Raw genomic sequence first — 16714 nt, forward strand, 5'->3', positions numbered from 1 at the left:
TCCTCCTCAATAGGGATCGATGGCGTCGCGCAGGCCGTCGCCAAGGGCATTGAAGGCGAAGACCGTGACAAGCACGAAGGCGACGGGCGAGAGGATCCAGGGATAGGACCCGATGACGGAATAGGTTGACGTGTCCTGCAGCATCAGCCCCCAGGAAATCAGCGGCGGCTTGACCGCGAAGCCCAGGAACCCGAGGAAGGATTCCAAGAGCACCACCTGCGGGATCGACAGCGTGACGGCGACGATCACATGGCTCATCACGTTCGGCAGGATGTGCTGGAAGATGATGCGCCGGTCGCTGGCGCCGACGGCGATTGCCGCCCGCACGTAGTCGATGCGGGCAAGCGCCAGCGTCTTGCCGCGTACCTCGCGCGACATCTGCGCCCAGCCGAGCGCCGACATGACGATGATGACGAAGGCGAGGAAGACGTTGGTGGGTGCCGTCACCGGGATCAGCGAAGTCAGCGCCAGATAGAGCGGCAGTTGCGGGAAGGCGAGCACCAATTCCACGAAGCGCTGGGTCCAGACGTCGAAACGGCCGCCGAAATCGCCCGACGCCATGCCGACGGTGGTGCCGACGACGGTCACGATCGAAACGACGATCAGTGCAATCATCAGCGAAATGCGCGATCCGACGAAGATGCGCGAGAGCACGTCGCGGCCGAACTTGTCGGTGCCGAGCAGGTGCACCGGCGAACCATCGACCGCGCCGAAGAAATGGCGTTCGGCCGGGATCAGCCCGAAGAGGCGATAGGGTGCGCCCTTGACGAAGAAACCGAGGATCTGCGGATTGTCGTAGTCAGGACCGATGATCGGCTGGAAGGTGATCGGGTCAAGCTCGGTGCCTTCGCTCAAGGGATAGCTGCGCGGCGAGAAGACGACGTTGCCGTCCTTGTCGGTGAAGCTGATCGCCTGCGGCGGCGCGAAGGCGACACCGGTCGCCTTCGGATCGACCGGCGACAGGAAGTCGGCAAAGACCGCCATGAAGATCAAGAGGCCGACGAGCACGAGGCCGAGCATGCCGGTCCAGGAGCGCTTCAGCCGGCGCCAAACGAGCGCCTGGTAGCTTTCATTGTGCTGCTCGTTCTTGGGTTCGACGACGAGCGGAAGGGTTGTTTGCATCTCGACGGTCATGCGTGAGCTCCTCCGAGACGCACGCGCGGATCGAGCGCGGCAAGCAGCATGTCGGCGATGATGTTGCCGAGGATAAGGGTCGCCGATAGCACCAGCATGAAGGTGGCGGTGACATAGACGTCGCCCACCCACATGGAGCCGACAATGGCGGGGCCGACGGTCGGCAGCGCGAAGATGATCGCGGTCTCGATCTCGCCGGTCAGCATGTAGGGCAGCACGACGCCCTGGTACATGATCAGCGGATGCAGCGCGTTCGGAACAGCGTGGCGCATGACCACGGCACCTTCGCTCAAGCCCTTTGCCCGCGCCGTCTCGACATATTGCGCGTTCAGAGTGTCCAAGAGATTGCCGCGCATCACCCGCATATTGTAGGCGAGCCCGCCGAAGGTGGCGATCGCCACGACCGGCCAGACATGTTTGACGAGGTCGACGAACTTGTCCCAGGACCAGGGCGCACCGCCATAGCGCGCCGAGTGGAAGCTGTTGATTTCGCTGACATTGAAGTGGAAGACGAGGATGTAGACGATGATCAGCGCCATCAGGAAGCGCGGCACCGTCATGCCGAGGAAGGCGACAGTCGAAAGCAGGCTGTCGATCCAGGAATATTGCCGCGTCGCCGCAATGATGCCGAAGGAAATGCCGATCACCGACGCCAGGATGTGGCAGACGAGAGCCAGGGCCAAAGTGCGCGGCAGGCGCTCGCCGACGACATCGGCAACCGGCTTGTTGTAGTAGAGGCTGTGGCCGAAATCGCCGCGCGTCAGGATGCCGGTCATCCAGTTGACGTACTGCACCGCCATCGGCCGATCGAGCCCATGCTCCTTGCGATAGGCCTGCGCCTGGGCTTCGGCTTCCTCATAGGACGCACCGCCCTGGTTGATGAGCTGCGAGCGGATATAGTCGCTGTAGTCTCCGGGCGGGGCCTGGATGATGGCAAACGTCGCGACGCTGAGGACAAGCAGCACCGGAATGGCAGAGGCGATGCGGACAAGCAGAAACCTGAACATGCCGTTTCCTTCTGTCGGTTGGGGTGACGGAGCGCTCCCCCGGCGAAGCCGGAGGAGCGGCTTGGCATCAGTTGCTGAGGCTCTTCTCGCCGGGCTTGCCCGGAAGCTGTTCGGCAAAGAGCTCGAAGTCACCCTGTTTGTCCGAGGGTACGAAGAGGCGCTCGCGCATGATCGTGTCCTCCGCCCAGTTGAACATGAAGATCGGCGCACCCGTTGGGACGTTGGCGAAGCGCTTGTTGATGATCAGCGCACCCGGATATTCGGTGAGACCGACCGTATCGAGGTTCGTCGTCGCGATCTTCTGGTACTCTTTCATCAGCGCCACGCGCTCGGCATTGTCGTTGGTGGCGATGAACTTGTTAATGGTATCGACAAGCTCCTGTTCGAACGGCATCAGGTCGACCTGACCGCCCTCCGGTGCGCGGTGGTGCCAGCTGGTGCGCGGGCCTGTTGCGCCAAGCTGCGGCGTATTCTGCACGACGGAGGCGTATTCCGGGCCGTTGCGGTGAACCATCCAGTCGAAGCGGCCGGCATAGTTGGCCGCGTCACGCTGCTTGCCGTCCAGCGAATTCAGAACGACGCGCAGGCCGAGCTTTTCCATCTGGCCGATGATTCCTTCGGCGAGGTTGCGGTCGGTCGCATAGCTGTTGTCGATGAGAAGCACGATCTCGACGTCCTTGCCGCCGGCCTTGCCCTCCGGGAAGTTGACGAAGCCGTTGCCGTCGGTGTCCTTGAGACCGGCCTTTTCGAGCAGCGCCTTCGCGCCATCGAGGTCGAAGGGGTAGTAGACGGTCGATTGCCGGTCATAGAAGCTAGTGCCGGAGGATAGACCGCCGGGATAGATCGCCGTGAACGGGCCCTTCACCAGGGCTTCGCCGAGCTTCTTGCGGTCGACCGCCATGGTCACCGCCTTGCGGAAGTCCTCGTTGCGGTTGAGCTCACGCACGGCCTGGGCGCGTTCGTCCGGCTCGCCCCAGCCGTTGGCCGAGAAGTTCATGTGCAGATTGTAGCCGATGAGGCGCGGGCCGAAGGCAAGCCTTGCCGGCGCCGTATCCTGGGCAGCGCGCTTCAGCGATTCGACGAAGTTTTCCGGCTGCTCCAGGTTGGACAGATCGGCAGACCCGGCGATCGCCTGCACGTCCCGGTCGGCCCAGGTCGAGAGCTTGTAGTGCAGCTCGTTGATATAGGGGAGCTGGTTGCCGGCCTCGTCGACCTTCCAGTAGTAGGGGTTGCGGCGCAGCACGATGATATCGTCGGGGCGATAGGCGACCGGAACCCAGGCACCCATGACCGGGATGTTCATGTATTCCGGCGGGAAGGCGTTCTTGTACTGGTCATAAGTCGTGCCGGCATATTTCGGATGCTTGGCCTTGAGAACATGCGACGGGCCGGGGCAGAAGGTGCCATAGGCCATGGCATAGAGATGCTGGCGCGGGAAGGCCTCCTTGAAGGTCCATTCGACCGTGTTCTGGTCGATCTTCTTCAGCGTCGTGCCGACGCCGAAGGTCTCGGGCGTCGCGCCGTTCAGCGGGGATACATTCGGGTCGAGAACGTTGTCTTCCCAGTAGAACATCACATCGTCGGCATCGAAGGAGTCACCGTCCGACCATTTGGCGCCCTCGACCAGATGCATCGTCAGCTTGTGGCCGTCCGCCGACCAGTCCCAGCTTTTGGCAAGGTTCGGCAGCGGCTCGACGTCATTTGCCTCCACCTGGAACAGCGGCGCGGTGCGCGTCAGGCATTCCGACATGCCGATGTCGATGCCGCCCCAGCCCTGGCTCTGGCCGGCCGAGTAGTTCCAGCCCTCGGGGCGGCCGCCGATGACGTGGCGCAGCGTGTCACCGTAGACGCCGACGCCATCGGGCATGTTGCCTGATTTGAAGACCATCGGCTCCTTCGGCAGGCGGTCTGCGACCGGCGGCAGCTTGCCGGCCTTGACGTATTTCTCGGTGACCCAGGCCGGTTCCTTGTATTCCGGCAGTGCCTTGAACTCGGCGATCGAGTCGCGCGGCACATAGGTGATCTTGCCCTGGGCCGGGAACGGCGGCTGCTCCGGCACGACGGTCGGATCGGAGGCAGCCGCCTCAAGGGCGAAGGTCGAGATGCCGACGAGCAGCAGGCTCGCCATTTTCGTCAGTCTGTGGCTGGTCATTGGCTCAGATTCTCCCTCTATTCGCCGCGCTGAAGCGTGGCCTCCTCCTTAGAAAGTCTGCAGTTGCGCAAGCACGTGCCCCGCGTCTCCTCACGCGGGCCCGTGCTGCAATCGATCAGCCCGCTGCTCGGGCCTGCTTTTCGGCGCGCAGTTCATCGAGCGAACGCACCTGGCGGCGCGCCGCGCCATTCCATTCGCGCGTCTTGACGGTGGCGCGGCTCAGCCGCTCCTTCGCACCGTCGATCGCATGGGCGTATTGCGGCAGCCACGCAGCTTGCGCGACCACCATTTCGTCGACCATCTGCCAGACCTCCTCCGGCGTGCAGATGGCGCCGACCAGCGGATCGTGCAGCATCGCGAGCTTCAGAAGGTCGAGATCGCCGGTCACGGCCGCATGCACCGACATGCGCTGGACGTTGACCGACGACAGGCAGGTGGCGGCGCAGGCCTCGGGAAGCGTGATGCCCGAGACCATGTTGATGCCGAAACGATCAACGAAGCCGGGCGATTCGACGATCGCGTCGGCCGGCAGATTGGTGATGACGCCTGAATTCTTGACGTTGAAATGGCCGCGATAGACCCGGCCCGTCTCCAGCGCTTCCAGGATATGGCTCGCGTGCTCGTTCGAGCGACGGCTGTGGTCGAGTGGCTTTCCGGCTGCCTCCAGGAACTGCGGAAACTCGGTCTCGAACCAGTTGCGGGTCTCAGTCGAATAGCGGAGGTAACCGCCGGTCTCGCCGTGGATCCAGTCGGACATGTCTATCCAGCGGGTGATTTCCTCCGGGCGCTTGCGATACCAGGGCAGATATTCGGAGAGATGACCGTTGCTTTCGGTCGAATAGACGCCGAAACGCTTCAACACGTCGATCCGAAGCTTCTCTTGTTGCGAGAACACCGGGTGCGCCTCGAAGGCGGCGACAAGCTCGTCCTTCCCGACCTTGCGGCCTCTGAGCCTGACATCAACGAACCAGGTCTGATGGTTGATGCCGGAGCAGATGTAGTCGAGTTCGCCGTCACTTGCACCAAGGATTTCGGCGATCTGCTCACCGCCGTGCTGGACGCCGTGGCAGAGGCCGACCGTATCGACCTTGCCGTATTCGATCGCCGCCCAGGTGTTCATCGCCATCGGGTTGGCATAGTTCAGGAACTTAGCGCCCGGTTCGGCGACGGCGCGGATGTCCTTGCAGAAGTCGAGGATCACAGGAATGTTGCGCTGGCCGTAGAGGATGCCACCGGCGCAGATCGTGTCGCCGACGCATTGGTCGACGCCGTATTTCAAGGGGATGCGGATGTCGTCGGCATAGGCTTCGAGACCGCCGACGCGGACGCAGCTGATAATGTAGCGGGCGCCTTCGAGCGCTTTCAGCCGATCGGTGGTTGCCGTCACCTTCGTCGGCAGGCGGTTGACCTCGACGATCCGGTCGAGGATCGCCTTGATCATCTCCAGATTGCGGGCGCTGAGATCGGTCAACGCCACCTCGATATCGCGCAGCTCGGGCACGGCGACAATGTCGGTGAAGAGCTTTTTGGTAAAGCCGATACTGCCGGCGCCGATGATGGCGATCTTGAATGTTGCCATGCCCTTTTCACTCCTCATGAACTGCATACGTCTCTGACAAAGGGTAAAATCAATTCACGGTTCTTCGCCGCCTGTGCGCGCAACTTCGATGATTCCCCCCATTTCCTATGGGCCAAAAGCACTGCCTGTTGCGCTGTTGGTGGTCATTATGTGTATAATCGCCGACCCCGCCAGAGCGGTATTGTGCTTTTATGGGTAATTCTATGCTGCAAGATTTGATCGATAATGGCCCCGTCATGCGCACCGTTTCGCTGCCGCGCGGACGCCAGAGCCTGCATACGATGCCGACCAGCACCGGCTATGAAATCCGCACCAATGCGACCTATGACTGGGACGGCAGAAAGCGCGGAAACACGCCCTTCACCGTGCTGCAGCACACGATCGCGGGCGCTGGAAATCTGCGCTACGAGAACCGCGCCTATCGGGTGCGCGAGGGCGAGACGCTGCTGTTGCTCGTGCCGCACAATCATCGCTACTGGCTGGAAAATGGCGGGCGATGGGAGTTTTTCTGGATCTCGATGAATGGCGACGAGGCCTTACGCATCCACCGCGCCATTCTCGCCGTCACCGGCCCCGTGCTGAAGCTGCAGCCGGAAACGATCGAGCATCTCGCCGACTGCAGCCTGCGCCTAGTCCGCGGCGGCGAGACGCCGGGCCGGGCCTCGGCGATTGCCTATGAGGCGGCGATGGCACTCTATGACGACGTCTTCGGCTCACACCCGGTGTTCAGCCACGAGCATCGGACGATGCACCGAGTCGTCGATCACATCATGAACAACCTGCAGAGCCCGCTTCCGGTGGAAGAACTGGCGCGCGTCTCAGGCTTGAGCCGCGCCCATTTCTCCCGCGTCTTTGCCGCCAGCGAAGGCATGGCGCCGGCCGAATATGTGCTGCAGAAGCGCTTGCAGCGCGCCGTGAAACTGCTGACGAAAACCGCGAGCCTGCCGGTCAAGGAGGTGGCAATCCTCTCCGGCTTCGAAGATCCCAACTATTTCGCCAAGGTCTTCCGCCGCTCCTTCGGTCTGAGCCCGACGGAATTCAGAACCACCGGCATGTATGCCAGCATCGCCGCCGGCTCCGTGGAGCAACCGGTCGACACGGCGGAGGACGCAACGGTGCTGCTGCCTGGTTGAGGACGCGAGCGATCAGCCGGCAAGCTGCTGGCGAAAGGCCGGCACCCTCGGGAAAACCATGCCGAGGTCTGCGTGCATGGCCCGCGCGATCACGCGAAAATCCCGCTCGCTGATGGCCAGATGACCAAGACGGAGCTTCTGGTCCCAGTTGCGGTTGCCTTCGGCAAATTCCAAGCTGTCGAGCCACGGCCGAACCGGCGCCTCCATGCTGTCGGCCCAGTCGATGTCGCCGCGATGCGGGGCGACGCCGCCCATGGCAAAGAAGTAGGGAGGGCGCTCCTTGACGACGCCGATGGCGGCAAAACAGGCAAGCCCCGCCCTGCCATTGTAGGCGGCGTTGGGCGCATAACCGATGAAGCCGTCACCCGCCTTCATGCGCGTCATCGCCTGGACATTGCCGTAGCCGTAGCCAAAGCGAGAGAAGCCGTCTTCCGCAGCATGCTGCAGATCGTCGCCGGAAACCGCACCGATCCAGAAATTGCGCTCGCCTGGCCTGTTTGCACCGCCCGTCTGAAACAAATTCTGCGCTGACATGGTCATCCCTCGATCTCTTATCCTGGGACCACTTTACGCGCGACCCCTGCCAGATTCTGTCAGCATCGTTTTGACGGCCCGGCATACCGTCGAGCCGCGTCTCAGCCGTCTTCGGAGGGCGCTTCCCATTGGCCAAAAAGCGTCACGCCCACGGCTCCCGCAAGCGCCACCGACGCGTGGTTGTCGAGCTGGTAGCGATATTGCGGCTGGTAGCCCTTTTCGAGGGCGACCCTGCTGATTGCGCGCACGACGTTGCGGGCGTGGCCCCTTCCCCTGTCGGACACAAGCGTCAGCACACCGAGATCGGCGATCTGCCGCTCCTGCCAGGGATACATGCTCGCGGCACAGACCAGCCTGTCACCATCGAAGGCACCGTAGACCAGCCAGTGATCCAGTTCGACATAGGCCGCATCGAGGTCCTCTTCCGAGGCGGAGCCCTGGAACAGGGCGAACGCTGCCGCATCCTTCGCCGTGAGCGCGCGCACATGGTCGCTCGATTTCTCCCGCAACAGCACAGTCTTATCCGCTTCGGCGAAGTAGAAAAGGTTGTCAGCACCGTTCAGAACGATGCCGGCATCGCGCAACCCCTGGCGAAGGGTCGCTTCGGTGAGCACCTGTCCCGCCGCTGACGACAGCGCGGCGGCGAGCGGCGGGGACAGGACCATGATCACGCCGTTTTCAGCGGTGTGCAGCACCATGGCCGGGCTGTCCTCGTCGAGGTCGGGATTGACCGCGACGGTAAACCGATCCGCGCTGGCGAGAACATCGCCCGAAAAGGACGCGTTCCAGAAATCGGTAATCTCAGGTGAAAACAACGGCATGGCACGCGGTCTCTTGAAAGGACACGCCTGCGCCTGTCGGCGGCAAGCGGCGCAATTAATAGAGTAGTCGATTAATCAAATCGCAGTGCCAGCGATGTGTGGGACAACAATGGCGCAATGAAGGCGCCAAAAAGCAAAAGCGCCCGCAGGAGATGCAGGCGCTTGGCAATTCTTCAGTCTTTAAGATCGCCTTAGCGGGCGAAGGCCGTACGTGCGACGCGGTCGATGTCGGCGCGTTCGATGCCGAGGTCGCGAAGTTCGCGGTTCGACATGCGGCCCAGTTCGGTGACCGTCTGACGATACTTGCGCCAGTTGTTGATGGAGCGTGCGATGTTCATTTGATCCCCCTTTCAATGGGCTTTCGAAGCCTGGCTGCCAGTCCGTGGCGCCTCGTTTCGCTTCGATGAACACCTTATATCTCAGGCTTTCCGTAAGTTGCAGCGCTCAAAACTCAGCGCTCCCATGTGGGAAACGCATGGGTCGCCACAACAACCTGTGCACGCAGATGCGGATAACAGCTTCGCGCAATGACGGCAGCGGAAACTGTTGATCCCGGCGACAGAGACAAGTATTTCTTTTGTCGACAAAGGAATCTGACATGACCGATATCGACACCGACAACAGCCCCATCCCCGAGCGTAAGCGCGGCTCCGGCGTAAAGATGGTCTATGACCTCTTGCGCGACGAGATCCTCGACCTGGTGCTGCCGCCGGGCAGCCCGATCGACGAAGTGCAGCTTGCCGAGCGGCTGAAGATGTCGCGCACGCCGATCCGCGAGGCGCTGGTGCGTCTTGCCGGCGAAGGGCTGATCGACACGCTGCCGAACCGCTCGACGATGGTGGCGAACATCGACTTCCTCAATCTCAATCCGTTCTTCGACGCGCTGGTGCTGATGTACCGCGTCACCACGCGGCTTGCGGCGCAGAACCACCGCCCGGAAGACCTGGCGATCATTCGCGGCTTCCACGAAGACTATGCGGCAGCCGTGCAGACGCGCGACCCGCTCACGATGATCGCCACCAACGCCGCCTTCCATGCGGCAATCGCGGAAAGCGGACGCAACCCCTATTTCACCAGCCTGTTCCGCCGGCTGCTGGACGAAGGGCGGCGCATTCTCCGTCTCTATTATCAGTCCTATGACGAGCAGTTCCCCCAGCGCTTCGTCGACGAGCATGCGGCCATGATCGCCGCGATCGCGGCGCGCGACGTCGAGGCTGCGGATCGGCTGGGCAAGGCGCATGCGGAGCAGATCGTCGAGCAGGTGCAGAAGCTTTTTGCCCGCAACAACAAGCTCGATATCGCTTTGTAGCGACCTTTGTATTTTTCTTGTCGACAAATAAAATACAAACAGCTATTGTCTGGATCAAAGGCAGGGGCGTAGGTGCGCCGCTGCCCTGAAGACAAAGCCCGAGAGGAGTTTCAGATGAAGGCTCAGATTTTCACCGGCGTCATCCCGGCGCTGATGACCCCCTGCAAGGAAGACCGCACGCCCGATTTCGACGCGCTGGTGCGCAAGGGCAAGGAGCTGATCGCTCAAGGCATGTCCGCCGTCGTCTACTGCGGCTCGATGGGTGACTGGCCGCTCCTGACCGATGCGCAGCGCATGGAGGGCGTCGAGCGCCTCGTCAAGGCCGGCATCCCTGTCATCGTCGGCACCGGCGCCGTCAACACCGCTTCGGCCGTCGCTCACGCGGCACATGCCGAGAAGGTCGGCGCCCACGGCCTGATGGTCATCCCGCGCGTGCTTTCCCGTGGTTCGGTCGTCGCTGCCCAGAAGAACCACTTCAAGGCCATTCTCTCGGCCGCCCCGAGCCTGCCTGCTGTCATCTACAACAGCCCGTACTACGGCTTCGCCACCCGCGCCGACCTGTTCTTCGCGCTGCGCGCCGAACATCCGAACCTCGTCGGCTTCAAGGAATTCGGCGGCGCTGCCGACATGCGTTATGCGGCCGAGAACATCACCAGCCGTGACGATGGCGTCTCGCTGATGATCGGTGTCGACACGGCCGTTTTCCACGGCTTCGTCAACTGCGGCGCAACGGGTGCCATCACCGGCATCGGCTGCGTTCTGCCGAAGGAAGTCATCCACATGTGCAACCTGTCGCGTGCCGCCGCCGAAGGCGACGTCGACGCCCGCCAGCGCGCACTGGAACTGGAGCAGGCGCTTGCCGTGCTCTCCTCTTTCGACGAAGGCCCGGACCTCGTTCTTTACTTCAAGCACATGATGGTGCTGAAGGGCGACAAGGAATACACGCTGCACTTCAACGAGAGCGACGTTCTCTCCGACAGCCAGCGCGGCTACGTCGAAGCCCAGTTCAAGCTGTTCACCGCCTGGTATGCCGAGTGGAGCAAGCTCCCGGGCGCCGTCCAGAAGTACAAGGCCTGATCGCTCGATCAGCACTTAAATAGAAAAGGCCCTCCGGTTGGAGGGCCTTTTTCGTTTGGCAGTCTCGACGGGTCGATGACCGACGAAAAGGTTAGCCGTGGCTTACGCGACGGCGTCCAGTCCAAGAGCAAGCAGCCGCTCGAGCTGCTCGATTTCAGCCGTGTTGAGAACGACACCTTCGGCTTCCGACTTGGCGCGCGCCACGAAGCGACGCTGCGACGGCAGGCGGGCGCCCTGGCCGACGATCGCCTCGAACAGGATTTCGGCACGCGCGAAGGGATTGCCCGGCCGTCCGGCCGCGAATTTTTCGGGCGAGAAGGCGACGATCAGTTCGCCATGGAAGGGGGCAAGCGTCGTCGTGCCGAGATAATCGAGCACTTCCGGGCTCGTCAGGTCACCGATCATGATGCCGGCGAGGAGTTCCACCATCGTGCCGATCGCCGAGCCCTTGTGGCCGCCGAAGGGCAGCATGGCGCCGGCGAGCGCCGCGTCCGGATCCGTCGTCGGGTTGCCTTCGGCATCGATCGCCCAGCCCTCGGGCAAGGGCTTGCCGGCGCGGCGGTGCAGTTCGATCTCACCGCGGGCGGCAACCGAAGTCGCGAAGTCGAAGACGTAGGGCGGCTTGTTCTGGCGCGGCCAGCCGAAGGCGAAGGGATTGGTGCCGAGAAGCGGCTTGTTGCCGCCGGTCGGCGCAACGGTCGCATAGCTCGGGCACATCACGAGGCCGGCAAGGCCTTCGCCCGTCAGGCCTTCCACTTCCGGCCAGAGTGCCGAGAAATGGGTGCAGTCGTTGATGACGAGCGCCGCGATCCCGAGCGAACGGGCGCGCTCGGCAAGCACCGGCAGGCCGAGCTCGAAGGCCGGATTGGCAAAACCGCCCTTGGCGTCGACCTTGACGATGGCCGAACCTTCGCCCGCGTCGAGCGCCGGCACCGCGTCCGGCTTCACCTTGCCGGCCTTGACGGTGCGCAGTGCCCCTTCGATGCGGTAGACGCCGTGCGACTTGCAGGCATCACGCTCGCCGGCGACGATCACGCGGGCAAGCGCACCGGCCTGGACGGCGTTGAGCCCCGCCTTCAGGAAAATCGCCTCGACGCGCTCGAAAAGTGCTGCGATCGTCAGGGTATTGGTTTCGCTCATCTCTCTCCCTCTCAAATGCTGCGCCTGATCCGGAAGGGCCAGTCAGGCGATTGATGTTCTGCATACATATAGTATACAAAGATCCGACAAGTGCAATTCAGCCATGATCCCCTCCGCCACAAAAGGCAATCCGGGATCGAACGAAAGGATCGGCAGATGGCCTTCACCCCCAAAGGAAAACACCTTGTCGCCGGCGAATGGCTCGACGGCGCGGGCACCTTCGCATCGGCACCCGCCCATGGTCCGGTCCATCAGTTCGCCACCGGCACCGTGGAGCTCGTCAACCGCGCGGCTGAAGCCGCCGAAGAAGCCTTCCTGAGCTACGGCTATTCGACCCGCGCCGAGCGCGCCGCGTTCCTGCGCGCCATTGCCGACGAGATCGAGGCACGCGCCGAAGCCATCACCGAGATCGGCAGCCAGGAAACCGGCCTGCCGGAAGCGCGCCTCCAGGGCGAACGCGGCCGCACCACCGGCCAGCTTCGCCTCTTCGCCGACCACATCGAAAAGGGTGAATATCTCGACCGCCGTTTCGACGCGGCCCTGCCCGAGCGCCAGCCGGCGCCGCGCCCGGAAATCCGCCTGATCCAGCGCCCGATCGGCCCGGTCGCCGTCTTTGGGGCCTCGAACTTCCCGCTCGCGTTTTCGACCGCTGGTGGCGACACCGCAGCGGCGCTTGCTGCCGGCTGCCCCGTGGTCGTCAAGGGTCATTCGGCCCATCCGGGCACCGGCGAAATCGTCGCCGAGGCCGTCGAAGCCGCAATCCGCAAGACCGGCGTTCACCCGGGCGTCTTCTCGTTGATCCAGGGCGGCAACCGCCAGGTCGGCGAAGCGCTGGTGCAGCATCCGCTGATCAAGGCCGTCGGCTTCACTGGTTCGCTCGCCGGTGGCCGTGCCCTCTTCAATCTCTGCGCCGCGCGTCCCGAACCGATCCCGTTCTTCGGCGAACTCGGTTCGGTCAACCCGATGTTCCTGCTGCCGGAGGCGCTGAAGGCACGCGCCGAAACGCTCGGTCAGGGTTGGGCGGGCTCGCTGACCATGGGCGCCGGCCAGTTCTGCACCAATCCCGGCATCGCCGTGGTGGTCGAAGGCGCTGACGCCGACCGCTTCACCACGGCCGCCGTCGAAGCGCTCGGCAAGGTGGCACCGCAGACGATGCTCACCGACGGCATCGGCAAGGCCTATCACGACGGCAAGGCGCATTTCGAGAGCCGCAACGCCGTCAAGCCGCTTCTGACGACGGAACCCTCCGGCCGCTCCGCCTCGCCGAACCTGTTCGAAACGTCAGGCGAGCAGTTCCTCGCCGACCATGCGCTCGGCGAAGAGGTCTTCGGCCCGCTCGGTCTCGTTATCCGCGTCGGTTCGACCGGCGAGATGGAGCAGCTCGCCCGCGGGTTCCAGGGGCAACTGACCACCACGATCCACATGGACGAGGCCGACCTCGAGACCGCCCGGCGTCTGCGCCCGATCCTCGAGCGCAAGGCCGGCCGCGTGCTCGTCAACGGCTTCCCGACCGGCGTCGAGGTGGTCGATTCCATGGTCCATGGTGGCCCCTACCCGGCCTCGACCAACTTCGGCGCCACCAGTGTCGGCACGATGTCGATCCGCCGCTTCCTGCGTCCGGTTGCCTACCAGAACATGCCGGAAGGCCTGCTGCCCGAAGATTTCCAGGGCTAAAACGCGCGGGGAAAATGGCGGGCGGCTTGCCGCCCGCACTCTGCTGACACGACAGATCGCTTCGTGGGCATCTCATTTGGCGAAACAAATGGGATGCCCACGCGCGTTTTGCGTTATGAACTTATACTTTTTGTATACTAATTGTATTTTTCTATTGATTTGTGCTCTCTAAAACGGAATAGTGCCTCAGCCGTCAAACGGCACTCATTTCAGGGAGAGAGATAATGAAGACTTCGGTGCTCGCGCTCGGCCTCGTTGCGGCCGCTGCTCTGACCAGCCAGGCCCATGCCGACAAGCTGGATGACGTCATCGGCTCGGGTACGCTGCGTTGCGCAGTCGTGCTCGACTTCCCGCCGATGGGTTCTCGCGACGAGAACAACAACCCGATCGGTTTTGACGTCGATTACTGCAACGACCTCGCAAAGGCACTCGGCGTCACCGCCGAAATCGTCGAAACCCCGTTCCCGGAGCGTATTCCCGCTCTGATGTCGGGCCGTGTCGACGTCGGCGTTGCCTCCACCTCGGACACGCTTGAGCGTGCCAAGACCGTCGGCATGACGATCCCCTACTTCGCCTTCGAAATGGCCGTCACCGCCAACGAAAAGTCGGGCGTCAAGTCCTTCGAAGACATGAAGGGCAAGGTCGTCGGCGCCACCGCCGGCACGTTCGAAGCGATCGCGCTCGAAAAGCAGGTCAAGGAATGGGGTGCTGGCGAGTTCCGTCCGTACCAGACCCAGGCCGACGTCTTCCTCGCGCTCAGCCAGGGCCAGATCGACGCCACGGTTTCGACCTCGACGGTTGCCCAGGCCAACGTCAAGGGCGGCAAGTTCGCCGGCATCTCCGTCGTCGGCAAGGCGCCGTTCGACACCGACTACGTCGCGCTCTTCACCAACCGCGAAGAATACGGCTTCGTCAACTTCCTCAACCTCTTCATCAACCAGCAGGTCCGCACCGGCCGCTACGCAGAGCTCTACGAAAAGTGGGTCGGCGGCGAGCTTCCGGACCTTACGGCCAAGGGCGTTTACCGCTAATATGCCGTTCATCTCGCGGCGCGAAGTATAGCTTCGCGCCGCTATTCGTTTCCGAAGAGGTGAGACGAAACATGTTCAGTTATACCTTCCATTGGAACCAGGCGCTCAAAGCCCTGCCGCAGATGCTCGATGGAGCGCTGGTCACCCTGCAGGTGGCTCTGCTCTCGATGGTCATCGGCCTGGCACTGGCGCTCGCGCTGACAGCCTGCCGCCTGTCGGGCAATCGCATCCTCGGCGGTTTTGCCACTGCCTGGGTCGAGATCGCCCGCAACACGCCGGCGTTGTTCCAGATCTACATGGCCCACTTCGGGCTCGGCAATTTCGGCATCCATTTGAGCCCCTATACGGCGCTGCTCGCGGGGATCGCCTTCAACAATGCCGGTTATCTTGCGGAAAACTTCCGCGGCGCGCTCAAGGCCATTCCGGATACCCAGGCGCGAGCCGGCCGGTCCCTCGGCATGACCTCGGTTCAGGCCTTCCGCTACATCGTGCTGCCGCAGATGCTGCGCATCGCCTTCCTGCCGGTGACCAACCAGATGGTCTGGGCAATCCTGATGACCTCGCTTGGCGTCACCGTCGGCATGAACACCGACCTGGCCGGCATCACCCAGGAACTGAACGCCCGTTCGTTCCGCACCTTCGAATTCTTCGCGATCGCGGCTGTCATCTACTACCTGATCGCCAAGGCCGTGACGCTCGGGGCACGCTTGCTCGCCGCGCGCATGTTCCGCTACTAAGGAGAGGTGAGAGATGTTCAATACCGCCCTCACCCTCGCTGATCTCGGCTTCCTGCTGCAAGGCGCCCTGATGACGCTCGCAGTCACCGCCGTCTCGGTTACCGCCGGCACGGTGCTCGGCATCATCTTCGGCGTCGTGCGCAACCAGGTCGGCCCCTACTGGGCCGCCCCGCTCACCTTCGTGCTCGACGTCTTCCGCTCGGTGCCGCTGCTCATCCAGCTCGTCCTTGCCAACGCCTTCCAGGCGATCGCCAAGCTCGGCTGGGCGCCGTTCACGACCTCCTGCGTGGTGCTGTCGCTCTATACGGCCGCCTATTGCACCGAAATCGTGCGCGGCGGCATCTCGTCGGTTCCGCCGACGACGCGCCGTGCCGCCCGCTCGCTCGGCATGACCTGGTGGCAGGACATGCGTTACATCGTGGCGCCGCTTGCGACCCGCGTTTCGCTGCCGTCCTGGATCGGCCTGACGCTCGGAGTCATGAAGGACTCCGCCCTCGTCCTCTGGCTCGGCCTCATCGAACTCTTGCGCGCCTCGCAGGTGCTCGTCACCCGCCTGCAGGAACCGCTGCTGATCCTTCTGATCTGCGGCGCCATCTACTTCCTCATCAGCTTCCCAATCGCCCGGCTCGGCGGTTACCTTGAAAAACGGTGGTCCAATGATTGAGATCCAGAACGTTCGCAAATCCTTCGGCTCGCTGGAGGTTCTCAAAGGCATCGACCTCACCGTCAACAAGGGCGAGGTGCTGACCATCATTGGCGGCTCCGGTTCCGGCAAATCGACACTGCTTACCTGCATCAACGGTCTCGAGCCGATCGATGCCGGCCGCATCCTCGTCGACGGCACCGAGGTCCACGCGAAGTCAACAAACCTCAACAAGCTGCGCAGCAAGCTCGGCATCGTCTTCCAGCAGTTCAATGCTTTCCCGCACCTGACCGTGCTTGAAAACGTCATGCTGGCGCCGCGCAAGGTGCTCGGCCTCTCCAAGGAAAAGGCCGAGGAGAACGCCGTAAAGCAGCTGACCCACGTCGGCCTCGGCGAGAAGCTCGGCGTCTATCCAACCCGCATGTCGGGCGGCCAGCAGCAGCGCATGGCGATCGCCCGCGCGCTTGCGATGTCGCCGGAATACATGCTGTTTGACGAAGTGACCTCGGCACTCGACCCGCAGCTCGTCGGCGAAGTGCTCGACACGCTGCGCATGCTGGCGTCCGAGGGCATGACGATGATCTGCGTCACGCACGAGATGAAGTTCGCTCGCGAGGTCTCCGACCGCGTCGCCTTCTTCCACAAGGGCGTGATGGCGGAAATCGCCGCACCGGAAGCGCTCTTCGGCGCGCCGAAGGATCCGGAACTCCAGAAGTTCCTGGCAGCGACGCACTGAGCCGATC

At 63.0% G+C, this 16714-nt stretch carries 16 protein-coding genes; 8 read left to right on the forward strand and 8 right to left on the reverse strand.

The window, feature by feature from the left end; translation table 11 throughout:
- Nucleotides 1–6 precede the first annotated feature (6 nt).
- The 4 genes from XB14_RS19420 to XB14_RS19435 form a co-directional block, all read right to left on the reverse strand.
- Nucleotides 7–1134, reverse strand: coding sequence for an ABC transporter permease (locus XB14_RS19420; RefSeq protein ID WP_077963237.1), 1128 nt, complete (start codon nt 1132–1134; stop codon nt 7–9).
- Nucleotides 1131–2141: an ABC transporter permease gene (locus XB14_RS19425; RefSeq protein WP_077963238.1), complete on the reverse strand. Its 1011-nt coding sequence runs from the start codon at nt 2139–2141 to the stop codon at nt 1131–1133. The genes XB14_RS19420 and XB14_RS19425 overlap by 4 nt, the downstream gene beginning before the upstream one ends.
- Before the next feature lie 67 nt (nt 2142–2208).
- Complete coding sequence (locus tag XB14_RS19430) at nt 2209–4293, reverse strand: ABC transporter substrate-binding protein (RefSeq protein WP_077963239.1); 2085 nt, start codon at nt 4291–4293, stop codon at nt 2209–2211.
- Between the two features lie 115 nt (nt 4294–4408).
- A complete protein-coding gene (locus tag XB14_RS19435; protein WP_077963240.1) occupies nt 4409–5872 on the reverse strand; it encodes an alpha-glucosidase/alpha-galactosidase in 1464 nt (487 codons plus the stop codon).
- 191 nt (nt 5873–6063) lie between these two features.
- On the opposite strand from XB14_RS19435, the gene XB14_RS19440 reads away from it, so the two are divergent.
- Complete coding sequence (locus XB14_RS19440; protein WP_077963241.1) at nt 6064–7005, forward strand: AraC family transcriptional regulator; 942 nt, start codon at nt 6064–6066, stop codon at nt 7003–7005.
- A 12-nt stretch (nt 7006–7017) separates the two neighbouring features.
- Here XB14_RS19440 and XB14_RS19445 read toward each other — a convergent pair whose 3' ends face one another.
- The 3 genes from XB14_RS19445 to XB14_RS19455 form a co-directional block, all read right to left on the reverse strand.
- Entirely contained in the window at nt 7018–7545 is a 528-nt protein-coding gene (locus XB14_RS19445) for an EVE domain-containing protein (RefSeq protein ID WP_077963242.1), read from the reverse strand.
- Nucleotides 7546–7640: 95 nt separating this feature from the next.
- Entirely contained in the window at nt 7641–8360 is a 720-nt protein-coding gene (locus XB14_RS19450) for a GNAT family N-acetyltransferase (protein ID WP_077963243.1), read from the reverse strand.
- A gap of 191 nt (nt 8361–8551) precedes the next feature.
- Nucleotides 8552–8698 carry a DUF1127 domain-containing protein gene (locus tag XB14_RS19455; protein WP_064817045.1) on the reverse strand — a complete coding sequence of 49 codons (147 nt, stop codon included), beginning with the start codon at nt 8696–8698 and terminating at the stop codon, nt 8552–8554.
- 260 nt (nt 8699–8958) lie between these two features.
- On the opposite strand from XB14_RS19455, the gene XB14_RS19460 reads away from it, so the two are divergent.
- Nucleotides 8959–9669: a GntR family transcriptional regulator gene (locus XB14_RS19460; RefSeq protein WP_034798498.1), complete on the forward strand. Its 711-nt coding sequence runs from the start codon at nt 8959–8961 to the stop codon at nt 9667–9669.
- Nucleotides 9670–9783: 114 nt separating this feature from the next.
- Nucleotides 9784–10746, forward strand: coding sequence for a dihydrodipicolinate synthase family protein (locus tag XB14_RS19465; RefSeq protein WP_077963244.1), 963 nt, complete (start codon nt 9784–9786; stop codon nt 10744–10746).
- A gap of 102 nt (nt 10747–10848) precedes the next feature.
- Here the strand turns inward: XB14_RS19465 and XB14_RS19470 are convergent, their stop codons facing one another.
- On the reverse strand, nt 10849–11886 hold the full coding sequence (locus tag XB14_RS19470) for an Ldh family oxidoreductase (RefSeq protein ID WP_077963245.1): 1038 nt from the start codon (nt 11884–11886) through the stop codon (nt 10849–10851).
- Between the two features lie 156 nt (nt 11887–12042).
- On the opposite strand from XB14_RS19470, the gene XB14_RS19475 reads away from it, so the two are divergent.
- The 5 genes from XB14_RS19475 to XB14_RS19495 all read left to right on the forward strand — a co-directional run bounded on the left by XB14_RS19475 (nt 12043) and on the right by XB14_RS19495 (nt 16707).
- The gene (locus XB14_RS19475) at nt 12043–13560 is read left to right on the forward strand and encodes an aldehyde dehydrogenase (NADP(+)) (RefSeq protein ID WP_077963246.1); all 1518 of its coding nucleotides are present in this window, start codon (nt 12043–12045) and stop codon (nt 13558–13560) included.
- 224 nt (nt 13561–13784) lie between these two features.
- Nucleotides 13785–14591, forward strand: a complete 807-nt coding sequence (locus XB14_RS19480) for a transporter substrate-binding domain-containing protein (protein WP_065778224.1) — start codon at nt 13785–13787, stop codon at nt 14589–14591.
- A 71-nt stretch (nt 14592–14662) separates the two neighbouring features.
- Nucleotides 14663–15328, forward strand: coding sequence for an amino acid ABC transporter permease (locus tag XB14_RS19485; RefSeq protein ID WP_077963247.1), 666 nt, complete (start codon nt 14663–14665; stop codon nt 15326–15328).
- Between the two features lie 13 nt (nt 15329–15341).
- Nucleotides 15342–15992, forward strand: a complete 651-nt coding sequence (locus tag XB14_RS19490; RefSeq protein WP_077963248.1) for an amino acid ABC transporter permease — start codon at nt 15342–15344, stop codon at nt 15990–15992.
- A complete protein-coding gene (locus XB14_RS19495; RefSeq protein ID WP_034798411.1) occupies nt 15985–16707 on the forward strand; it encodes an amino acid ABC transporter ATP-binding protein in 723 nt (240 codons plus the stop codon). Before XB14_RS19490 ends, XB14_RS19495 begins: the two co-directional genes overlap by 8 nt.
- Nucleotides 16708–16714: the final 7 nt, after the last annotated feature.

The organism is Ensifer adhaerens (assembly GCF_002007205.1).
GTDB classification, from domain to species: domain Bacteria; phylum Pseudomonadota; class Alphaproteobacteria; order Rhizobiales; family Rhizobiaceae; genus Ensifer; species Ensifer adhaerens_D.

Excerpts from the sequence above, each read along its gene's own strand:
- XB14_RS19420 (WP_077963237.1), bottom strand. The coding sequence starts at position 1,134 with ATGACCGTCGAGATGCAAACAACCCTTCCGCTCGTCGTCGAACCCAAG.
- XB14_RS19470 (WP_077963245.1), bottom strand. The coding sequence starts at position 11,886 with ATGAGCGAAACCAATACCCTGACGATCGCAGCACTTTTCGAGCGCGTC.
- XB14_RS19465 (WP_077963244.1), top strand. The coding sequence starts at position 9,784 with ATGAAGGCTCAGATTTTCACCGGCGTCATCCCGGCGCTGATGACCCCC.
- XB14_RS19485 (WP_077963247.1), top strand. The coding sequence starts at position 14,663 with ATGTTCAGTTATACCTTCCATTGGAACCAGGCGCTCAAAGCCCTGCCG.
- XB14_RS19480 (WP_065778224.1), top strand. The coding sequence starts at position 13,785 with ATGAAGACTTCGGTGCTCGCGCTCGGCCTCGTTGCGGCCGCTGCTCTG.
- XB14_RS19435 (WP_077963240.1), bottom strand. The coding sequence starts at position 5,872 with ATGGCAACATTCAAGATCGCCATCATCGGCGCCGGCAGTATCGGCTTT.
- XB14_RS19475 (WP_077963246.1), top strand. The coding sequence starts at position 12,043 with ATGGCCTTCACCCCCAAAGGAAAACACCTTGTCGCCGGCGAATGGCTC.
- XB14_RS19440 (WP_077963241.1), top strand. The coding sequence starts at position 6,064 with ATGGGTAATTCTATGCTGCAAGATTTGATCGATAATGGCCCCGTCATG.
- XB14_RS19495 (WP_034798411.1), top strand. The coding sequence starts at position 15,985 with ATGATTGAGATCCAGAACGTTCGCAAATCCTTCGGCTCGCTGGAGGTT.
- XB14_RS19425 (WP_077963238.1), bottom strand. The coding sequence starts at position 2,141 with ATGTTCAGGTTTCTGCTTGTCCGCATCGCCTCTGCCATTCCGGTGCTG.
- XB14_RS19455 (WP_064817045.1), bottom strand. The coding sequence starts at position 8,698 with ATGAACATCGCACGCTCCATCAACAACTGGCGCAAGTATCGTCAGACG.
- XB14_RS19445 (WP_077963242.1), bottom strand. The coding sequence starts at position 7,545 with ATGACCATGTCAGCGCAGAATTTGTTTCAGACGGGCGGTGCAAACAGG.
- XB14_RS19430 (WP_077963239.1), bottom strand. The coding sequence starts at position 4,293 with ATGACCAGCCACAGACTGACGAAAATGGCGAGCCTGCTGCTCGTCGGC.
- XB14_RS19490 (WP_077963248.1), top strand. The coding sequence starts at position 15,342 with ATGTTCAATACCGCCCTCACCCTCGCTGATCTCGGCTTCCTGCTGCAA.
- XB14_RS19450 (WP_077963243.1), bottom strand. The coding sequence starts at position 8,360 with ATGCCGTTGTTTTCACCTGAGATTACCGATTTCTGGAACGCGTCCTTT.
- XB14_RS19460 (WP_034798498.1), top strand. The coding sequence starts at position 8,959 with ATGACCGATATCGACACCGACAACAGCCCCATCCCCGAGCGTAAGCGC.